Raw genomic sequence first — 19,205 nt, 5'->3', positions numbered from 1 at the left:
GGTGCCTCCGGCGGGAGTTTTTGGGCCAAGATGAAGTGCGAGGCGTGTCAAAGAGCGTCCAGCAACGCGCGTGTTGGCCAGGCGTCGGCAGGCAGGCCCAATCTGATTTGTTCCGCCTGCACAGCCGCGCGCGTCATGGCCCCCAATATCCCGTCGATCCCGCCGACATCATGGCCTCGCGCCGTGAGTTTGGTTTGTAACCGCTTCATTTCATCGCCGCTGAGCGCTGGCGAAGGGCTGCCTGCGTCATAGATCGGTGCGCCGCCAAGCCGTGTCGCAAAATAAGCCGCTGTCGTGACATAGACGAAGCTTTTGTTCCAGTCGAAGTAGACCTCAATATTCGGGTACGCGATGAATGCGGGGCCGTTGCGCCCCATTGGCAGCAGGATGGAAGCTTGTAGATTTGACGGCCCCAGCGACCCGTTGCGTGCCACAACGCCCTGTCTGGCCCAGTCGCGCACGGTTGTTTTATAGTTCAGGCCGGTTTGCGACCAATCAAGATTGGTGGGCAGTTTCACTTCCTGAAGCCACGGTTCATTGGCCCGCCATCCCAGCGACGACAGCACATTTGCCCCCGTCATCAGCGCATCGGGGGCCGAATTCTTGAGGTCTACGATCCCGTCGCCATCGCCATCCATGCCTTGCCGGACAATCTCACGCGGGAGCTTTTGCAATTGCCCGATTTCACCGGCCCAAGCGCCTGTGGTGCGCGCCGGGTCCATGCCGCCACGCCGGAACAGCTCAATCGCGGCAATCAGTTGCGGGCGGAAGAGTTCGGGCCTGCGGCAGTCATGGGCGAGCGTCAGCAGGGCATTGCGCGTGTTGAAGCTGCCTTGGACCTGACCGTAATCGGTTTCGAACGCCCAGAACGCCAGAAGCACACCGCGCGGGATGCCAAAGCGCGCTTCAATGGTGTCGAATGTTGCGTCAAATCGCTGCCCGAAGATTGCGCCATTGTCGATCCGGTTTTGGCTTATCAAAGCCCGCGAGAAACTGATGAAATCACGCTGGAAAACACCCTGCGCACGGTCTGCGTCAATCACGGATTGTTCGATCTGTGCACCCTGGAAGAAGGCCTCGATTGTCGCCGGTGGGATGCCTTGGGCCCGCGCGTCGGCTTTGACCCCGTCGATGAAGCTGGTCACCGCTCCGCCGCATGGCTGCGCGGAAGCTGTTGTGGCCGAAAGGACCAAGGCGAGTGCTGTGGTGCGCATGGCGTACTCCGTTTGGTTATTCCCAGACAAGCGTAGCAGTGCAGCCTGTCTGCGCAAGTCTGTATCGGTGGAGATTGGGGGGAAACCGCTGACGCTTAAACGACGGCACTTATCGCCGCATATATCAGCGCAATGCCCCATGTCTTCCAAAGCACGTCGACTGCTGCATCAATATTATCCGGTCCCAGATCATGCGCGCCTTCGCCATTCACAAAGGGATAGTCTTTGATGCCCCCGCCATAGCTGCGCGGACCGCTCAGGGCGATGTCCAGACCATGCGCCATGGCCGCCTCCGGCCAACCCGCGTTTGGGGACCGGTGCATTGGCGCTTCTTTCATAATCAGCTTTAAATTTGGCCGTTTTGTCGTGGCCCAAATAAGTATCGCAGTCAGCCGCGCCGGGATAAGGTTCAGCAGATCATCCCATTTTGCGGCGGCCCAGCCGAATTCCGCATGTTTTGCTGTTTTATAGCCGATCATGCTGTCTGCCGTATTGGTGATCTTGTAAATGAGCAGGCCCGGCAGCCCGCCGACTGCGAACCAAAAGACTGGCGCGATCACACCGTCGGACAGGTTTTCTGCGGCACTTTCAATCGCAGATCGCGCAACGGAGGCTTCATCCATGTCCCGCGTGTCGCGCCCCACAATCATTGCGACACTTCTGCGGCCATCGCCCAGTGATAGGCGCAAAGCATCTGCGACTGCCCGTACGTGCTGGACCAGTGATTTTTGCGCGAGCAAGATCGCGAGGATCAAAATATCCAGAACCGAAGTCGGCAGGGTTTCAATCGCCCAACCCAACAAAGCCGCACCAATACAAAGCCCCAGCATGGTGAGCACGCCCATCGCCCGCTTTTGGTCGCCGGCGTTGAAAGTCGCATCACACCATCCGATCAGCCGTCCCATAAGGACCGCAGGATGCGGAAACCGCGACCATAGCCAGCGTGGTTCGCCAAAGGCGGCATCCAGAAGCATGGCGACGAGCAAGGTCACAGTGCGCTCTGGAGTTGGTTCCAACGTTCTGGTGCTGGCAGACCCAAGCGCAGCCATTGCGGGGCGTATGGGAAGCAGCGGGACCAGATGTGCCGATTTGCCAGATGAGACTGAAGCGCCCGTGCATCGCCGACGTCATAGAGCCGGAACAGGCTTGTGCCCCCGGCCAGAGTGGCGCCTTTGTTGGTCATCAATTTGTCCATCTGCGCCGCGTCGGACGTCAGCCTTGAACGGCTCTCATCCGCCCATTGCGGATCAGAAAGCGCCTCTGCCCCGATTGCCAGTGCTGGGCCGGAAACCTGCCATGGACCAAGCAGATCCGTGAGCTTGCCGATGATCTTTGGATCGCCGATTGCAAAGCCGAGCCGGAGCCCTGCCATCCCCCAAAATTTTCCAAAGCTCTTGAGCACGACGGTGCCGGGCCGCTCAGCGAGATGGATCAGGGAGGCGTCCGGCGTCACGTCGCAAAAGCTCTCGTCGATTATGAGATAGGGTGATGTCAGCGCCAGCGATTGCCACATATGCCCGTCGGGATTGTTGGGGTGAACGGCCACGGTTACGTGGCTTGGGTCCTGGACAAGAGCCCAGCCGGCCGCCGCGAATGCGGCGCCATGTTCGTTGTAGGTCGGGCCGGGAATACGGACCTCGCCTTTGGGCAACACGCGGGGCATTGCCGCAATGATCGCTGAGGCACCCGTGGCGCCAATGATGGCCGCACCCTCTGGCACATTCCAGAAACGGCGGGCCAGATCGTAGAGCCTGTCAAAGGCGTCTTTGTCGGGCAAGGCTGTCCAGGCGTCAGGGGGCAGATTGGGCATCGGATAGGGAACCGGGTTGATCCCGGTTGACAGGTCCAGCCAACCCGCGCGAGCGCCGCCGAATTGCGCAATCGCGGCGTCAATGCCACCACCGTGATCGCGAACATTGGTCATTCGTCGGTTGGCAAAGGCGGAAGCCGCGTTACAAAATGGCCTTTGATCGCTGGCGGCCATTCACGGAAGGGAACGCGCCCAGTTTCCGATTCTGCGTGCGCTTGTGCATAGGCGACAATGCCTGCTGCGGCCTCTGCGTCTGGTTCAAATGCGCCGAGCGTGTAATTCAACTTGCCGGCACCTTGAACCGCCACGTTGCACGCGCCCTTGCAGCCCATCAGACAGGAAACACGGCGTGTTTTTACGTCCGGTGCGTCAGCCGCCGCTGCTTCAATGAGCGCGGCAAAGACCTCTCCGTCTGTTTGCTCCATCGCGCCTGCTTCCCAGCCTTCGCGTTTGCAGGTGTCGCAGGTGGTGATCCAAGTTGTCATTGCTGTCCGCCCGATAAGTGTTGTTGTTCTTCAAGCGGATTCTTGCGCTGGGTTCAAGCGTGCGTGAGGACATCGCTTGATCCAAATAGCTTGCCGAGCTGCTTTGCCCAGTCCGCAGGCGCTAAGCCCCCCGCCCATGTGGTGCATTCAGCGTAAACTCCGGGTTAATCGGGATGATGCGGTGCGGGTTAATACTTTCGTGGCTGTAGTGATAATGACGCACGATATGCTCCATGTTCACGGTCTCGGCCACACCGGGCACTTGGTAAAGCTCGCGCATGAAGCCTGTGATGTTTGGATAGTCGGCAATCCGCTTGCGATTACATTTGAAATGTAGATGGTAAACGTGGTCGAAGCGCACCAGCGTCGTCCACAAACGCCAGTCTGCCTCTGTCAGGCGTTCGCCCATCAAGTAGCGATTTTCAGACAGGCGGTCTTCCAACCACTCCAAAGTGTCGAACAATGGGTGGACCGCTTTGTCATAGGCCTGTTGTGTGGTGGCAAAGCCTGATTTGTACACACCGTTGTTCAGCGTATCGTAGATCCTGTCATTCACAGGGGCGATGGCATCGCGCAGCTCTACGGGCCAGTAATCGTCGGTATTGCCGGTCAGATCGTTGAAGGCGCTGTTGAACATGCGAATGATCTCAGAGGATTCGTTCGACACGATGGTATCGGTTTGCTTGTCCCAAAGGATCGGCACGGTCACCCGCCCGCTGACGTTTGGATCAGACTTGATATAGATGTCACGTGCAAACTTGAACCCGAACAGGGTGTCACCCGTTGCGCCATGCGCGTCCGTCTCAAAGGTCCACCCTTCCGCCAACATGTCAGGATGCACGACCGAAACGCCGATATGGTCCGCAAGATCCTTGAGCTGGCGAAAAACCAGCGTCCGGTGGGCCCATGGGCACGCGTAGGAGACATAAAGATGATAGCGTCCCGATTCGGCTTTGTAGCCACCGACGCCTGACGGCCCTGACGATCCATCGGCTGTCACCCAATTGCGAAAACCGGCATCTTTGCGCACGAATGCACCGCCAGTTGATTTTGTGTCATACCAAACATCGCGCCAAACGCCGTCTACCAGTCGTCCCATGTGTTCTTTGTCCTTTGCTGTTGCGTTACGACATAGTGCTTTTGCACGTATCAACAAAGGGCGGGCAGTGCGCAGCATTCGTGCGCTCTTGCACAGGGGTCCATGCCGTCGTGTCGTCGCGAATTGTCGTTTATGCGTTTGCCCTGCCTTGTCGCGATCACTATACAAAACACCAGACGAAGCCCGCACAGGGCCAGAACGGTTGGCGGCATGAAGGTTGACCCAGTCAGGGAACCAAGATGCCACGTCGTCGCAACCCGGCAAACGGGTCTCTGGTCATGTCGTGAAACGGAGGGTCCCATGCGCGGATTTTTAACATTCTTACTGATTTTCGCAGGCACATCTGCGGTGGCAGATCCCGGTCATTTGGCGGATGTCGCCGGGCATGAACATTGGGTTGCAGGTGCCGCCATCGGTCTGGCTGGTCTGGCGGCAATCTGGGGGGCTCTCAAGGGCAAGAAGGCTCAGCAGGAAGAGGCAGAGGTCGAAGACGACGGAATGCTGGAAGAAGAACCTGCATGAAAACCGGTGTGATGATTTGCGGCCATGGGTCGCGTAGCCAGTCTGCGGTCGATGAATTCGCGACGCTGGCAGACAAGCTGCCTGCCTATTTGCCTGCTGACTGGATGACCGACTACGGCTATCTGGAATTTGCCAATCCGGTAATCCGCGACGGCCTGGATAAGCTGCGCGAGGCAGGGTGCGAACGCATCCTCGCGGTGCCGGGGATGCTTTTTGCGGCGATGCACGCCAAGAACGATATTCCGACGGTCCTGAACACCTATGCTGCCAAACACGGGATGCAGGTGTCCTACGGGCGTGAACTTGGTGTGGACCCCAAGATGATTGCGGCTGCCGCAGGGCGCATTCAGGACGCGGTTGATGCAGCCAATGCCAAACACGGAGAGATGGCGCTGACAGACACCTGTCTGGTTGTGATTGGGCGCGGCGCTTCTGATCCTGATGCGAACGGCAATGTGGCCAAGATCGCACGTATGCTGCTGGAAGGTATGGGATTTGGCTGGGTCGAGGTGGGCTATTCAGGTGTGACATTTCCGCTCGTGGAACCCTGCCTGCAACATGTGGCGCGGCTTGCCTATAAGCGGATCATCGTATTCCCGTATTTCCTGTTCTCGGGCATCCTGATTGACCGTATCTATGGCTTCACCGATCAGGTGGCAGCCGAATATCCGGGCCTGCAATTCGTGAAGGCGGGCTATCTGGGCGATCACCCCAAAGTGCTTGAGACTTTCGCTGAACGGATCTTGGAACAGGACAGCGATACGCCGCCGCCCAACTGCGGGATCTGTGGTTATCGCAGTCAGGTTCTGGCCTTGGAAGACGGCAAAAGCCACGAAATCAGCGCAGATGACCGCAGCCATCCTGCATTCGGTGCCGTCCCGCCCCCAACATGTGTCTTGTGCAAGTACCGGACACAGGTACTTGGGTTTGAAGGCGAGGTCGGCGCGATCCAGGAAAGTCACCATCACCATGTTGAAGGGCAAGGCGCGAATGCGCCCGGTTCAAACGTGGCAGATTGCAAGCTATGCGACACATTCTGCACCGGCATGTGTCGGCTTGAAGCACAAGATCATCACCGCCATCATCACCATGGGCATGACCACGATCACCACCACCATGACCACGATCATCATCATGCGCCATACCCGCACGCCAAGCACCCGCACGGGCCGGAAAGCGCACGCAAAACCAAAGCCTGATTATCATCTTGCCCAGAAAACTCCCGCCGGAGGCTCCGGCGATTGACACATCAACCAAAGGCCAGCCATTGCGCCCCTACGAAAAAGACCCAAAGGTGATCTACGCCCAAAGCTTCGCCACTGTGCGCGATGAAGGGCGTTTGGCGCGCTTTGCGCCAGCGATGCAGCCCGTCATCACACGATTGATCCATGCATGTGGCATGGTTGAAGTTGCGGATCGTCTCACTTTTTCGGCACAGGCAGCAGAGGTCGGACATCGCGCGCTTGCAAACGGTGCGCCAGTGCTTTGTGATTGTGAAATGGTAGGGGCCGGGATTATCCGCCGCTATTTGCCTGCGCAAAATGATGTGATCGTGACGTTGAATGACGCTTCGGTGCCAGCACACGCAACGCGGATCGGCAATACCCGGTCTGCTGCGGCAGTCGAGTTGTGGGAGAAGCGTATCGATGGGGCTGTCGTTGCAATCGGGAATGCGCCGACGGCGCTCTTTCATTTGCTGGAACTTCTGGATGCAGGGTGGCCAAAACCCGCTGTGATCTTGGGTTTTCCCGTTGGTTTCATCGGCGCCGCGGAAAGCAAAGCAGAGCTTGCAACAGACCCGCGCGATTGTGAATATATTGCGTTGCGCGGAAGACGTGGTGGGTCAGCAATGGCGTCCGCGGCAGTGAACGCCTTGGCCGCGGGCTTGCCGGAAGATGTCTGATCCCTGGCTTCATATTGTCGGGATCGGCGAAGACGGCATGGAGGGGCTCGTCCCCGCCACCCGCGCTGTTGTCGAAGCGGCAGAAATTATCATCGGTGGCGAGCGGCATCATCGGTTGACCGAAAATCTGGACGCGCAGCGCATGGCCTGGCCGCAGCCGTTCGATGCGCTGATTTCAACCATTGAAGAGCTGCGCGGCAGGCGCGTTGTGATCCTTGCGACGGGTGACCCGCTCTGGTTTTCCATTGGTGCGCGGATCGGGCGCGAGATTGATCCCGCAGAAATTGTCTATCACCCGCAGCTTTCGGCCTTTCAGCTTGCAGCCGCGCGGATGGGCTGGTCCTTGCCGGACGTCGAAACGCTGACCGTGCATGGGCGGCCAGTCGAGCAGATGATCGCGTTCATTCAGCCTGACGCGAGATTGCTGGTCTTGACCACAGGAGCCGAAACACCCGCACAGATCGCCACGTTCCTGACCGACCGGGGCTTTGGGGGCTCGAAAATAACCGTTCTTGCCGCGATGGGCGGCAAGGACGAAGCGCGCTTTGATGGGATTGCGGCAGATTGGGGCCATGAAGTGCCTGCCTTCAATACGCTTGCGGTGGAATGTATTGCCGCACCGGATGCTGCCTTGCTGCCGCGGGTGCCGGGATTGGCGGATGATCTGTTCCAGTCCGACGGAACCATGACCAAGCAGGAGGTGCGCGCTGCGACTGTTGCCAAGCTAATGCCGATGCGTGGGGCCTTGTTGTGGGACATTGGGACAGGCTGCGGCTCGGTGGCGATCGAATGGATGCGCGCGGCGCGCTATGCCCGCGCCATTGGCATTGAGCCACGTGCCGACCGTCGCGCCATGGCTGCTGCGAATGCTCTGGCGTTGGGCGTGCCGAAACTGGCTCTGATTGACGGCACAGTGCCAGAGGCCCTTCACGGGCTGGATGCGCCTGATGCGATCTTTATCGGCGGTGGGTTAAGCCGCGACACATTCGCGGCCGCTTGGGCGGCGCTGCGCCCCTTGGGTCGATTGGTTGCCAACGCCGTCACACTTGAAAGTGAAGCGGAATTGATCGCCTTGCATAAATCCTATGGCGGGGATCTGGTGAAACTCGCGGTGCATCGTGCTGAACCCGTTGGTCGGCTTACCGGGTGGCGACCGTTGATGCCTGTCACCCAATGGAGCCTTGTGAAGCGATGACAGGAAGCCTCCGGCGGGAGTTTTCAGGGCAAGATGATAAAGGTACGTTGTTTGGCGTGGGCCTTGGCCCGGGCGCGCCTGATTTGATGACGCTGCGCGCAGCGCGGCTGATCGAGAGCGCCGCTGTTGTCGCATATCCGACACTGGCCGGTGCAAATAGCTTTGCCCGTGCGATTGCGGCTGATCTGATCGCCGCCGATGCGCATGAGATCGTCATGGATGTTCCGATGTCGATCGAGCGCGCGTCGGCGCAGGCGGCATACGACAAGGGTGCAGCAGAGATTGCGGCCGCCTTGGACGCAGGACGGGATGTCGTTTGTTTATGCGAGGGCGATCCTTTCTTTTACGGCTCTTTCATGTATCTTTTCGCCCGTTTATCGGACCGCTACCGCGTTGATGTTGTCCCCGGCGTCACGTCAATCACGGCCTGTGCCGCCCGCGCCGGACTGCCGCTTGCGGCTCGCAATGAACGGTTGACCGTTCTGCCCGGTCCTTTGCCCGAAGATGAGCTTCGCAGCCGCATTGACGGGGCCGAAAGCGTTGTCATCATGAAAGTCGGGCGCCATTTGGCCAAGATCAGGGCAATTATTGATGATCTCGGACTGACAGGTTCCGCCGTTTATGTTGAACGTGCGACCTTGCCACAAGAAGTCGTGCTCCCGCTCTCCCAAGCACCTGAAAAGGCGCCATATTTTTCAATGATACTACTTACGAAAGGGGCCGATCCTTGGCTTTGAAACCCGTTGTCCTGGCACTTTCGCGGTCTGGTGAAGCCACAGCACACCGTGTTGCGGCCATCCTTGGTGCCCAAGTGCATGGTCGCGCGTCGCGCGTCGACCGTGCGGATGCATTTTTTGACAATGCGCTCAGCCATGCGCGCGATTTATTTGCCGCAGGCATTCCTGTCGTCGGGGTCTGCGCGTCGGGTATTCTTATTCGCGTGGTCGCACCATTGCTCGCTGACAAGCGCAAAGAGCCGCCTGTGATTTCGGTCTCTGATGATGGGGTTGTGGTTGTTCCGCTTCTGGGCGGGCATCGCGGGGCCAACAGGCTTGCATCGCAAATTTCAGCGTCACTTGGCGCGGTTTGCGCTGTTACGACGGCAGGTGATGTGGCCGTGGGGGTTGCGCTTGATGCGCCGCCAGCCGGTTGGCGTTTGGTCAATCGCGATGACGCAAAAGAGGCGATGGCCACTTTGCTTTCAGGGCAAGGTGCGCAGGTTGATGGCGATGCTTCATGGCTTTCGGAACTGCCGCGTGGCGATGGCGTGAAGCTCTCTGCGACGATGCGCCGACAAAGCGATTTGGGTGGCATGCATCTGCAGTTTGCCCCGCAGCGTCTGACGCTTGGTGTTGGTTGCGCGCGTGACTGTGAGCCTGCCGAATTGGCTGGCTTGGTAGAAGAGGTTCTTGCTGAGGCTGATGTCGCACCTGAGGCCATTCATTCGGTCAACACGATCACGCTGAAGGCGGACGAACCTGCGATCATTCAATTGGCATCGCAATTGGATGTGCCACTTTGCCTGTTCGAAGCCGATGTGCTTGATGCTGAAACGCCCCGATTGGCTAATCCTTCCGACGTGGTCTTTGCAGAGGTTGGCACCCACGGCGTATCCGAAGCAGCAGCACTCGCGCAGGCTGGACCTGACGGGGAATTCATGGTTGCCAAGCGCAAGACCGCAAACGCCACTTGCGCCGTGGTCATCGCCCCCGCGCCGATTGCGACATTGAAAGGCCGTGCGCGTGGTCGTTTGAGCGTTGTCGGCATCGGCCCCGGTCAGGCCGCTTGGCGCACGCCAGAGGTGTCTCGCTTGGTTGCTGCGGCAGAAGAGTTGGTGGGTTATGGCCTCTATATCGATTTGCTGGGGCCATTGGCGATCGGCAAGGCGCGTTCGGACTTTCCGCTTGGTGGAGAAGAGGATCGTTGCCGCTATGCCCTGGAGCAGGCCGGAAAAGGGAAAAATGTTGCTCTGGTGTGTTCGGGTGACGCGGGCATTTATGCGATGGCCGCGCTCGTGTTTGAACTGCTGGATCGCGGACCGGAGCAGATGGGGGTCACAGATGCGGCGCGCCGTGTCGAGGTGGTTTGTTCGCCCGGCGTCAGCGCGTTGCAAGGTGCAGCAGCTCGTGCCGGCGCGCCATTGGGACATGATTTTTGCGCGATTTCACTGTCTGATTTGCTAACGCCACGCGAAGATATCGTGAAGCGTCTGAAGGCAGCGGCAGAGGGTGACTTCGTGATTGCGTTCTACAATCCCGTCTCGATGCGCCGCCGGACATTGCTGGCTGAGGCGCGGGATATCCTTCTGCAACACCGCCCACCTGAAACACCCGTGATGCTAGCCTCCTCGTTGGGGCGTCCGGAGGAGCATGTACGCTATCGCCGTTTGGACGCGCTGGATGTGGATGAGGTCGATATGTTGACCGTCGTTTTGGTCGGTTCCTCGCACTCCAAGCTGGCGCATTTGGGTGAGGGGCCGCGGATGTATACCCCGCGTGGCTATGCCCGAAAGATTGATGGGGATTTGGCGCAGTGACGCTGCTACATGACCGCGACATAGGTTGCAAACCGCAAGCTTGGAGCCTCCGGCGGAAGTTTGTTGGGATTAAGAAGCAAGGGTTTTTGCGATGACAGTTTTCTTTATCGGGGCCGGACCGGGCGACCCTGAATTGCTGACGATCAAGGCGGCAAGGATCATTGGGGAATGCCCTGTCTGTCTTTATGCAGGCTCTTTGGTGCCGGCTGAGGTGGTTGCCTGCGCGCCGGATGGTGCTTTGGTCGCGGATACCGCATCAATGACGCTGGATGAGACCCATGGCGCCATTCTTGATGCCAATGCCAAGGGCCAGAACGTCGCCCGCGTGCATTCGGGGGATCCGTCGCTTTATGGCGCGATTGCCGAGCAGATCAGGCGGCTTAAGGCAGATGGAATTGATTACGAAATCGTGCCCGGGGTACCCGCATATGCCGCAGCCGCCGCAGCTCTCGGAACAGAACTGACCGTGCCAGAGGTTGCACAATCTATCATTTTGACCCGCATGTCGATGAAGTCGACCGGGATGCCTGCGGGCGAAACGCTTGAGAATTTTGCCCGCACGGGTGCGACACTTGCGATCCATCTCGGTATCCGCGCCCTGCGGGAGATTGAACGCCAATTGGCACCCCATTATGGCGCGGATTGCCCGGTCGCCGTGATCTACCGGGTTGGCTGGCCCGATCAGCTGATCCTTCGCGGGACGTTGATGGATGTCCGCGAAAAGGTGCGTGCGGCGAAGATTACACGGACCGCGTTGATCCTTGTCGGGCCTGCATTGGCCGATTCGCACGGGTTCCCCGATTCCGCGCTCTATGATGCGGCCAAGCCGCATGTTCTGCGACCGCGTGCAAAGGCATGAAAATAAGGCATTGCCGCACTGCGGCGTATTTTTTCATTTAAGATTTACCTTTTCCACCGCATGTTTGGCCGATGTGAGGGACTGAGTATGATTACGGTTTTACCAGACGCTGTGCGTCAAGGATTGGAAGAAGCGCGCAAGGCAGCGCTCAAGCGCAAGGATCGCCTGTCGGTCCATGATGGCGATGCGACTTACCGTCTGCGCAGGCTTTGGGACGGGGGCTTTGCCCTTGATCTTGACGGGTCAGAGCGGTTGCGCGGCCATGTCGACATCTTTGACGGACCCAAGCACCTATACCAGTGTTTGGTGATTTCCTCGGTCGCCGAAGACAACGAACGTATTTTCGAGTTCAAGTGGCTTACGCCCGTCGCATCTGGACCAGCCGCAGATTTTGTACGTCCTGATTTCGTGCCTGCGGGATTGATTGGCCAATAGTCCGGACTACTGCAAATCAGCGAATGCGGCTTGCATCCGCCGGACGGCGTCTTCGACGACTTGTGTCTGGGTTGCCAGATTGAATCGCATGAAGCTCTCTCCGCCTGCGCCGAAGCTTGGTCCGTCTGAAGCGGCGATTTTGGCGGTGTTTCGAATCCTTGCCGCAACTTCATCGTGCGTCATGCCAGTGTCTGCAAAGTCGACCCAAGCCAGGTAGGTCGATTGCAGCGGCATTGATTTCACACCAGGGATCGCATTGATCCCTGCATCAAAGATTTCGCGGTTGGTTTGCAGATGCATGATTTGCGCATCGGCCCATGCCGCGCCCTCCTCAGAGTAAGCTGCCGTAATCATTTTCACGCCAAGCAAGGAGGGACCATAGTCCAACATCCGCAGTCGTTTGCGCATTGCATTGCGCAGCTTTGGGTCCGCGATGATGATGTTGCCGGTGCGCTGCCCGGCAATGTTGAAGGTCTTGGAGGCCGCTGACAAATAGACGGTGTTGTCTGCGTCCCCGGGCGCGGCGACCCCCGCCGGCACGAAGGAATGCCCCGGATAGACGAGGTCTTGGTGGATCTCGTCGCTGACCAGGATCATGCCGTTCTTGCGTGCAAAAGCAGAGATCGCGCGGAGTTCGTAGGCGGTCCAAACGCGCCCTGAGGGATTTTGTGGCGAGCACCAGATTAGGAGCCTTTCCTTACCCGTCAAACGGGCCTGTGCGTCGTCCAGGTCGAGCATATAAGTGTCGCCCTCACGCACCAGCGGGCATTCGGTCACTTGCCGTCCGGCCTTGTTAATTTTCAACCCAAATTCATGGTAAACAGGCGTGAAGATTGCGGCGGCATCGCCCGGCTCGGACCACACGTCGAGACACATCGCGATCGCGTTGCCCAGACCTTGTGTTGTCAGTATCCAGTCTGGCTGAATTTCCCAGCCATGGCGCGTTTTCATCCACCAGCAGATTGCGTTCAGGTAAGCTTCGTCTTCAACCCCGTAGCCAAAAACACCATGTTCTGCCGCCTTTAGAAGCGCTTCAATTACGCAAGGTGCGGTCGCATAATCGCTATCGGCTGTCCACATCGCCAAGCCGTCTTCCGCAGAGACACCATAGAGTTTTTCCATCCGGTCCCATTTGGTGCTGTTGGTCCCGCGTCGGTCGATTGGGGTGTTGAATGACATCTGATGTCTCCTGCTGTCTTGCGGCCAAATTGGTCGGATGCGCGACCGGGTGCAAGCCGTTAATGCGCGCTGTCTTGCGATGTGCGGCATGACGGATTAGATCAGCGGCATGACTGTCAAAAACATCCTTCTTCACCCTGATCCGCGCCTCAAGAAGGTTGCGACGCCCGTGGCGTCTGTCTCGGACGAATTGCGACGTTTGGCCGATGATATGCTTGAGACGATGTATCAGGCGCCCGGTATCGGGTTGGCCGCGCCACAGGTTGCGGTGATGGAGCGTTTGATTGTGATGGATTGCGCCAAGGACGACGATGCAACGCCGGAGCCAATGGTCCTGATAAACCCTGAAGTGGTTTGGACCTCTGAAGAACGATCCGTCTATGATGAAGGCTGTTTGTCGATCCCTGAGCATTACGCCGAAGTGGAGCGCCCCGCAGAGGTGGAGGTATCTTGGCTTGGTTTGGACGGGCAGGTCAAGCGCGAGCGTTTTGATGGCCTCTGGGCGACCTGCGTTCAGCATGAGATCGATCATCTGGATGGTACGCTTTTTATCGACTACCTCAAGCCGTTGAAACGTCAGATGATTACCCGCAAAATGCAGAAGCTGAAACGCGAAATGGCGCGGGGTTGATGCGTCTTATGCCCCGATTGACAATCCCCAAGGCAATGCGCCGATGACGCCGCGCCCTTTTGTGATCTGGCCTGATCGTGCTTTGCGGACCCCCGCGACGCCTGTGATGGACATCACCGACGACGTGCGCGCGATATGGGATGAGATGATTGTCGCCATGGACACCATGCCCGGCGTAGGCCTGGCTGCACCGCAACTGGGGTTGGATATGGCACTGGCTGTTGTGGATGCCTCAAATGAGCGTGGCCAAGCCGTGCGCCTGGCAAACCCGGAGATTTTGCATAGCAGTGTGGAGCCACGCGTACATGAGGAGGGATCCCCAAATTTGCCGGGTGTCTGGGCGAAAGTGACGCGCCCAAGGGCTGTGACGGTGCGATTTCGCAACGAGCATGGTCAGTGGGACAGGCGTGATTTTGTCGGGCTTTGGGCCACGTCCGTACAGCACCAGATTGACCATTTGCACGGGCGGATGTTCTTTGACCGTCTCACGCGGGTGAAGCGGGATATGGTATTGAAAAAAGCAAGGAAGCTTCAGCGCGGATAGGGCGGGATGCCTCCGGCGGAAGTTTATTGGGGAATAAGAAGGGTGATCTGATGCGCGTTGTCTTTATGGGAACCCCCGATTTTTCGGTGCCGGTCTTGCAGGCTTTGGTCGACGCTAACCATGAGATTGTCGCCGTATACTGCCAGCCGCCGCGCCCTGCCGGACGCGGCAAAAAAGACCGCCCGTCGCCTGTGCAGTTGTGCGCAGAGGCGTTGGGCTTGGCGGTGCGCCATCCTGTGTCACTCAAGACGGCGGACGCGCAGGCTGCATTTGCGGAACTTCAGGCCGATGTTGCTGTTGTTGTGGCTTACGGTTTGATTTTACCGCAAGCCGTGCTGGATGCCCCAAAACTGGGGTGTTTGAATATTCATGCGTCATTGTTGCCACGTTGGCGCGGTGCGGCCCCGATCCATCGCGCGATCATCGCCGGAGATGCGCGAACCGGTGTCTGTATCATGCAGATGGAGGCGGGTTTGGATACCGGCCCCGTTCTCATGCGGAAGGCAACGCCGATCGGCGCCCATGAAACGACCGGCACGCTTCATGACCGGTTGTCGGATATGGGGGCGGCGATGATCGTGACCGCCTTGCCGCGTCTGCCGGAATTGACGCCGGAGATCCAACCTAGCGAAGGCGTGACATATGCTGCCAAGATCGACAAGGCCGAGGCCCGTGTTGACTGGTCGCGCCCTGCACAGGACGTTGACCGCTTGATCCGCGGGCTTTCGCCATTTCCCGGTGCTTGGTGTGATGTCTCTGGTGAGCGGGTGAAGTTATTGGGGTCTGAGGTTGTTTCGGGCGATGGCCCGCCCGGTGACGTTTTGGGTGGATTTGATATTGCCTGTGGAACGGGTGCAGTCCGTGTGACCCGAGCGCAGCGTTCGGGTAAGAAGGCGATGGCAGCGGATCAAATACTCAAGGGATTGGCGTTGGGTGACAGGCTTGATTAGTACATATTTAGATTGAAGGTTTGGGCATGGCGTCGATACTATCCAGCGGCTTGATCCTTCCGGCCTTGATCTTGGCAATTGCAGGCTTCGCGGTGCCGCGCGTATTGGCCTGGATTTTGCCGGAGGGTGTTACGCCTTTGATGATGAATGCCTTTGCATCGACGCTGATCCTTGTCGTGGGTGCCTCCGCCTTTTTCTTTTGTCTCTATCTTTGGCAAGGATTGGAGGTGGAGACGCTCACAGCAGAGGGCTTGCCTGCCAACATCTGGTTATTTGGTCGTTTGGGCGTGACCTCAGCGTTGATATGGGCGCCGATTATGGTGCTTTCGCTGGCAGGATTGCCCCGCAAATGGGTGACCCAGACGTGGTAGGGTATGGGTGACGCTGAGGCGCAGACAACCTGCTATTCTGGCCCGAACTGACAAAAGACAGTGCAATCTTGTTGCATTTCTGGCTGAAGCCTACCAAATCGAAGGGGAGGGACGCATGTTGCGCCACAAAGGAGAGCTTGATGGGGTTTATCAAACTTGTGATCTTCGGCTTCATCGGCCTGAGTGTGATCTACCTGTCAATTTCGCTGTACTCAAAGTCGGTGCGCAAAGAGCGGCTTGAGAATGAATTTGACGCAGCAAACCCCGATGGCGGCGAAGCGGGCGCAAGAGATGCCTATATTGCCGAAGGGATGCAGGCCTATCATAGCTCGATCAGACCCAAGTTGATCGGGCTGGTTTATGTTGTGCCGACCGTCGTCATTGGCGCGATCATCTATACGATCAACGCCAATTGAGGATATTGATATGCGACGATTGAAATTGATTTTCCGGATGACGGTCCTAGTGATTGCAGGGCTGTTCTTGCACTACGTTCTGCCGCAGCATGACATTGTCAAAGTGACCTCGACCGAGATCATCCGGACTGATTTCAGTGGTTTGAACCGTATGTTCTATGCGCAACCTGATTCCGGCTCCTCTGCGCAACCGACGCGCGATTTGCGATTAATAAACACCCAAAAGCAGGACACCTGGCTGCTTGGGATTATGCCGCGCGACAGCTCCAGCGTGATGGTTTACCGCAATGAGGACACAGGTTGGATTTGGCCGCCATACTTCAAATTTGATAGCGCCGATCTGCAGGCGGAAGCGGCCAATCTTGCACGCGGTGATGAATGGGCCGTCGTGACGCACTACGGCTGGCGCGTGCGCTGGGCGAGCATCTATCCAAATGCCGTTGGTGTGCGCACGGTCTCCGGGCCGGATGTCACCATTGTGCCATGGTTCAACATTTTCTTCTTCATCTTTCTGATGGTGGCGATCGTCTTTGTCAAGGCCGCTTGGCGCCAGTTCCGGGAACGGTCGGTTGATCCGCTTCTGGATGCGGCAGGCGAACAATATGATGAGGTTCAAGCCAGTGTTGCCGAGCGCAAGGGCCGATTGTCACGTTGGCTGGACAGTTGGCGCAGCAAGTAGGGGGCTTTGCCCCCGGCGCTGCGCACCTCCCCCAGGATATTTGCGCTCGGAAGAAGATTATTCGCCGTAGGGGATCCAGATGTTTTTCACTTCGGTGGCAGCGATGAGGTAGTCGTGTGTTCCGGGTGATAGGGCTTGGCCGTTGTTCACCCATGTGCGTTTGAGATTGCCTGCGCTGGCCTTTTCGATTGTGGCCGACAATTCGCTGCTTGAGAATGACCAGACCGCATCAATATCAAGGTGCTTTGCCAATGTTGGTGCCAGCTCTGCATGGCTGCCAGTGACAATGTTCACGACGCCTGCGGGCACATCGGATGTTTCCAGAACCTGATAGAAGTCGGTTGCGGCCAGTGGGAACGGCTCACTTGCGGCAAGGATCACGCGGTTGCCCATTGCAATGACTGGTGCCATCGCATCGATCAGTCCCCCAAGCGGTGCGGCGTCGTCACAAAGCACGCCGATATTGCCAACCGGTTCCTTCATCGCCAATGCGACCCCGCGAATAGGGACACCATGCGCCTGGCCGTCGTATTTGTCGGCCCATGCCGCGTAGGTGAAGAGCGTGCGGATTGCATTTTCGACTTCATCGCTACCGGAGCGCTTGCCCGTAAGATTGTTGATCCGCGTTGCGAATTCATCGGCGCGGGCTGAGAGGTTTTCCGCGATATAATAGAGGATTTGTGCGCGTAAATGGCCGGTGGTTTTTGACCAGCCCTTGGCTGCATTGCAGGCCTCAACTGCATTGCGAATGTCTTTGCGGTTGGCAAGCGATGCATGGCCCAAAAGCTTTCCGCGCGGGCTAAAGACTGGTTGCGAATAGCCACCATCTGGGCGTGCTTGCTTGCCGCCGATGTAAAGCTTCGCGGTCCGGTCAAGCGGATCGGCCGGCGTGCCATCTTGCGTGGTGAATGCGGCGATTTTTTCGAGCGGTTTGGCGCTGGCTTTGGGTTTGGTGTAGCCTGCCAGCCCTTCCCAGCCGCCTTCGCGCCCAAAGCCGCTTTCGCGAACGCCGCCAAATCCTGCGGCTGCGTCCATCATGTTTGTGCCGTTCACCCAAACAATACCAGCCGCCAGTTTCGGGGCGATGTCCAATGCCAGATTGATATTCTCCGACCAAACGGACGCTGCCAGGCCGTAGCGCGTGTTATTGGCGATCTCGACAGCCTCGGATGGCGTGCGGAAAGTTGTCGCGGCAAGGACAGGCCCAAAAATTTCTTCCTGCATGAGCGTCGATGCTGGAGACAGGCCTGTGATGAGGGTCGGCGGATAGAAGCACCCCTCCGGAGCGCTGGTTTGGTAAGTTTCGCCTTCGCTGTTGTCGGAAACCATCTGCGAGATTTGTGCCAGTTGCACCGGGTCCACAATCGCGCCGACATCAATGCATTTATCAAGCGGGTCACCGATGCGCAGCCCGTCCATGCGCGTTTTCAGCTTGGTATAGAAGCGGTCGGCAATGCCTTCCTGCACCAAGAGCCGCGAGCCAGCGCAGCAGACTTGCCCCTGGTTGAACCAGATCGCATCGACCAGTCCTTCGACGGCTGAATCCATATCTGCATCATCGAAAACGATGTAAGGCGACTTGCCACCAAGCTCCAGCGAGAGCGCTTTGCCGCTGCCTGCCGTCGCCTCCCGGATTTTGCGGCCGACTTCGGTCGAGCCGGTAAAAGCGACCTTGTCCACCTCTGCCTGAACCAGTGCGGCGCCTGTTTCGCCGTCTCCCGTGACGATATTGACCACGCCCGGCGGAACGCCAGCCTGTGCACAGATTTCGGCAAAGACCATCGCCGTGAGCGATGTATATTCGGCGGGTTTCAAAACCACTGTGTTGCCCATCGCCAGTGCCGGCGCGATTTTCCATGCCAGCATCAAAAGCGGGAAGTTCCACGGGATCACTTGCCCGCAGACGCCCAAGGCCTCGCGGTCAGGCAGTTCGGATTTCATCAACTGCGCAAAGCCTGCGTGGTGATAGAAGTGCCGGATTGCCAAGGGCACGTCGATGTCGCGGCTTTCGCGGATGGGTTTGCCATTGTCCATCGTTTCCATGACGGCCAACAGGCGGCTGTGCTTCTGCATCAGGCGGGCAATCGCATAGAGCACACGCGCGCGCTTGTGTCCTGACTTCGCCCACACAGGTTGCGCCTTGCGCGCCGCGGCGACAGCTATCGCCACTTCATCTGCCGTACCCTTGGTTACTCCGGCCAGCCTTTCGCCAGTGGCCGGGTTGTTGCTGGCAAAATCATCGCGCAACGGGCCAAACTTGCCGTTGATGTAGTGTCCGGCAATGCCGCCACGGTCCGCGATCCAGGCCAATGCTTCTGTGTTGCTTTCAGGGGCCGGGCCGTAATCCATGGTGTCGAAAATCTCTTTGATGGTCATG

At 58.2% G+C, this 19,205-nt stretch carries 21 protein-coding genes; 14 read left to right on the top strand and 7 right to left on the bottom strand.

Annotated features, from left to right (window positions below):
* Positions 1–47 precede the first annotated feature (47 nt).
* From ACFDSS_RS02350 to ACFDSS_RS02330, 5 genes are all read right to left on the bottom strand, one after another.
* A complete protein-coding gene (locus ACFDSS_RS02350) occupies positions 48–1,214 on the bottom strand; it encodes a lytic murein transglycosylase (protein ID WP_375254148.1) in 1,167 nt (388 codons plus the stop codon).
* A 95-nt stretch (positions 1,215–1,309) separates the two neighbouring features.
* Positions 1,310–2,188 carry an adenosylcobinamide-phosphate synthase CbiB gene (cbiB, locus tag ACFDSS_RS02345; RefSeq protein WP_375254160.1) on the bottom strand — a complete coding sequence of 293 codons (879 nt, stop codon included), beginning with the start codon at positions 2,186–2,188 and terminating at the stop codon, positions 1,310–1,312.
* A 14-nt stretch (positions 2,189–2,202) separates the two neighbouring features.
* Positions 2,203–3,138 (bottom strand): threonine-phosphate decarboxylase, encoded by a 936-nt coding sequence (locus ACFDSS_RS02340; protein WP_375254147.1) that lies wholly within the window; start codon positions 3,136–3,138, stop codon positions 2,203–2,205.
* On the bottom strand, positions 3,135–3,509 hold the full coding sequence (locus ACFDSS_RS02335; RefSeq protein ID WP_375254146.1) for a DUF1636 family protein: 375 nt from the start codon (positions 3,507–3,509) through the stop codon (positions 3,135–3,137). Before ACFDSS_RS02335 ends, ACFDSS_RS02340 begins: the two co-directional genes overlap by 4 nt.
* Before the next feature lie 121 nt (positions 3,510–3,630).
* Positions 3,631–4,608, bottom strand: coding sequence for a glutathione S-transferase family protein (locus ACFDSS_RS02330; RefSeq protein WP_375254145.1), 978 nt, complete (start codon positions 4,606–4,608; stop codon positions 3,631–3,633).
* Positions 4,609–4,908: 300 nt separating this feature from the next.
* On the opposite strand from ACFDSS_RS02330, the gene ACFDSS_RS02325 reads away from it, so the two are divergent.
* The 8 genes from ACFDSS_RS02325 to ACFDSS_RS02290 all read left to right on the top strand — a co-directional run bounded on the left by ACFDSS_RS02325 (position 4,909) and on the right by ACFDSS_RS02290 (position 12,058).
* On the top strand, positions 4,909–5,130 hold the full coding sequence (locus ACFDSS_RS02325) for a DUF6732 family protein (RefSeq protein ID WP_375254144.1): 222 nt from the start codon (positions 4,909–4,911) through the stop codon (positions 5,128–5,130).
* Positions 5,127–6,329, top strand: a complete 1,203-nt coding sequence (locus tag ACFDSS_RS02320) for a sirohydrochlorin chelatase (protein WP_375254143.1) — start codon at positions 5,127–5,129, stop codon at positions 6,327–6,329. The genes ACFDSS_RS02325 and ACFDSS_RS02320 overlap by 4 nt, the downstream gene beginning before the upstream one ends.
* Positions 6,330–6,397: 68 nt before the next feature.
* The gene (locus ACFDSS_RS02315; protein WP_375254159.1) at positions 6,398–7,033 is read left to right on the top strand and encodes a precorrin-8X methylmutase; all 636 of its coding nucleotides are present in this window, start codon (positions 6,398–6,400) and stop codon (positions 7,031–7,033) included.
* On the top strand, positions 7,026–8,228 hold the full coding sequence (gene cbiE, locus ACFDSS_RS02310) for a precorrin-6y C5,15-methyltransferase (decarboxylating) subunit CbiE (RefSeq protein WP_375254142.1): 1,203 nt from the start codon (positions 7,026–7,028) through the stop codon (positions 8,226–8,228). Before ACFDSS_RS02315 ends, cbiE begins: the two co-directional genes overlap by 8 nt.
* Positions 8,225–8,965, top strand: a complete 741-nt coding sequence (gene cobI / locus ACFDSS_RS02305; RefSeq protein ID WP_375254141.1) for a precorrin-2 C(20)-methyltransferase — start codon at positions 8,225–8,227, stop codon at positions 8,963–8,965. Before cbiE ends, cobI begins: the two co-directional genes overlap by 4 nt.
* A complete protein-coding gene (gene cobJ, locus ACFDSS_RS02300) occupies positions 8,956–10,764 on the top strand; it encodes a precorrin-3B C(17)-methyltransferase (protein ID WP_375254140.1) in 1,809 nt (602 codons plus the stop codon). The genes cobI and cobJ overlap by 10 nt, the downstream gene beginning before the upstream one ends.
* A gap of 91 nt (positions 10,765–10,855) precedes the next feature.
* Positions 10,856–11,623: a precorrin-4 C(11)-methyltransferase gene (gene cobM / locus ACFDSS_RS02295; RefSeq protein ID WP_375254139.1), complete on the top strand. Its 768-nt coding sequence runs from the start codon at positions 10,856–10,858 to the stop codon at positions 11,621–11,623.
* An 87-nt stretch (positions 11,624–11,710) separates the two neighbouring features.
* Entirely contained in the window at positions 11,711–12,058 is a 348-nt protein-coding gene (locus ACFDSS_RS02290; RefSeq protein WP_375254138.1) for a hypothetical protein, read from the top strand.
* A 6-nt stretch (positions 12,059–12,064) separates the two neighbouring features.
* Here the strand turns inward: ACFDSS_RS02290 and ACFDSS_RS02285 are convergent, their stop codons facing one another.
* Positions 12,065–13,237, bottom strand: a complete 1,173-nt coding sequence (locus ACFDSS_RS02285; RefSeq protein ID WP_375254137.1) for a MalY/PatB family protein — start codon at positions 13,235–13,237, stop codon at positions 12,065–12,067.
* Between the two features lie 109 nt (positions 13,238–13,346).
* Here ACFDSS_RS02285 and def (ACFDSS_RS02280) point away from each other — a divergent pair, with 109 nt between their 5' ends.
* The 6 genes from def (ACFDSS_RS02280) (at position 13,347) to ACFDSS_RS02255 (ending at position 16,828) form a co-directional block, all read left to right on the top strand.
* Positions 13,347–13,868, top strand: coding sequence for a peptide deformylase (gene def, locus ACFDSS_RS02280; RefSeq protein WP_375254136.1), 522 nt, complete (start codon positions 13,347–13,349; stop codon positions 13,866–13,868).
* Between the two features lie 43 nt (positions 13,869–13,911).
* Positions 13,912–14,412: a peptide deformylase gene (def, locus tag ACFDSS_RS02275; RefSeq protein ID WP_375254135.1), complete on the top strand. Its 501-nt coding sequence runs from the start codon at positions 13,912–13,914 to the stop codon at positions 14,410–14,412.
* 50 nt (positions 14,413–14,462) lie between these two features.
* Complete coding sequence (fmt, locus tag ACFDSS_RS02270) at positions 14,463–15,362, top strand: methionyl-tRNA formyltransferase (RefSeq protein ID WP_375254134.1); 900 nt, start codon at positions 14,463–14,465, stop codon at positions 15,360–15,362.
* 26 nt (positions 15,363–15,388) lie between these two features.
* Positions 15,389–15,733: a hypothetical protein gene (locus tag ACFDSS_RS02265; protein ID WP_375254133.1), complete on the top strand. Its 345-nt coding sequence runs from the start codon at positions 15,389–15,391 to the stop codon at positions 15,731–15,733.
* A gap of 140 nt (positions 15,734–15,873) precedes the next feature.
* On the top strand, positions 15,874–16,149 hold the full coding sequence (locus tag ACFDSS_RS02260; RefSeq protein ID WP_375254132.1) for a hypothetical protein: 276 nt from the start codon (positions 15,874–15,876) through the stop codon (positions 16,147–16,149).
* Positions 16,150–16,159: 10 nt separating this feature from the next.
* The gene (locus ACFDSS_RS02255) at positions 16,160–16,828 is read left to right on the top strand and encodes a DUF1523 family protein (RefSeq protein ID WP_375254131.1); all 669 of its coding nucleotides are present in this window, start codon (positions 16,160–16,162) and stop codon (positions 16,826–16,828) included.
* Positions 16,829–16,885: 57 nt separating this feature from the next.
* Here ACFDSS_RS02255 and ACFDSS_RS02250 read toward each other — a convergent pair whose 3' ends face one another.
* Entirely contained in the window at positions 16,886–19,204 is a 2,319-nt protein-coding gene (locus ACFDSS_RS02250; protein WP_375254130.1) for an aldehyde dehydrogenase family protein, read from the bottom strand.
* Position 19,205: the final 1 nt, after the last annotated feature.

It is taken from the genome of Yoonia sp. (assembly GCF_042093035.1).
In the GTDB taxonomy this organism is placed as follows: Bacteria; Pseudomonadota; Alphaproteobacteria; order Rhodobacterales; family Rhodobacteraceae; genus Yoonia.
The sequence above is the reverse complement of the archived record's forward strand: the minus strand, read 5'-3'. Positions and strand labels throughout refer to the sequence as shown.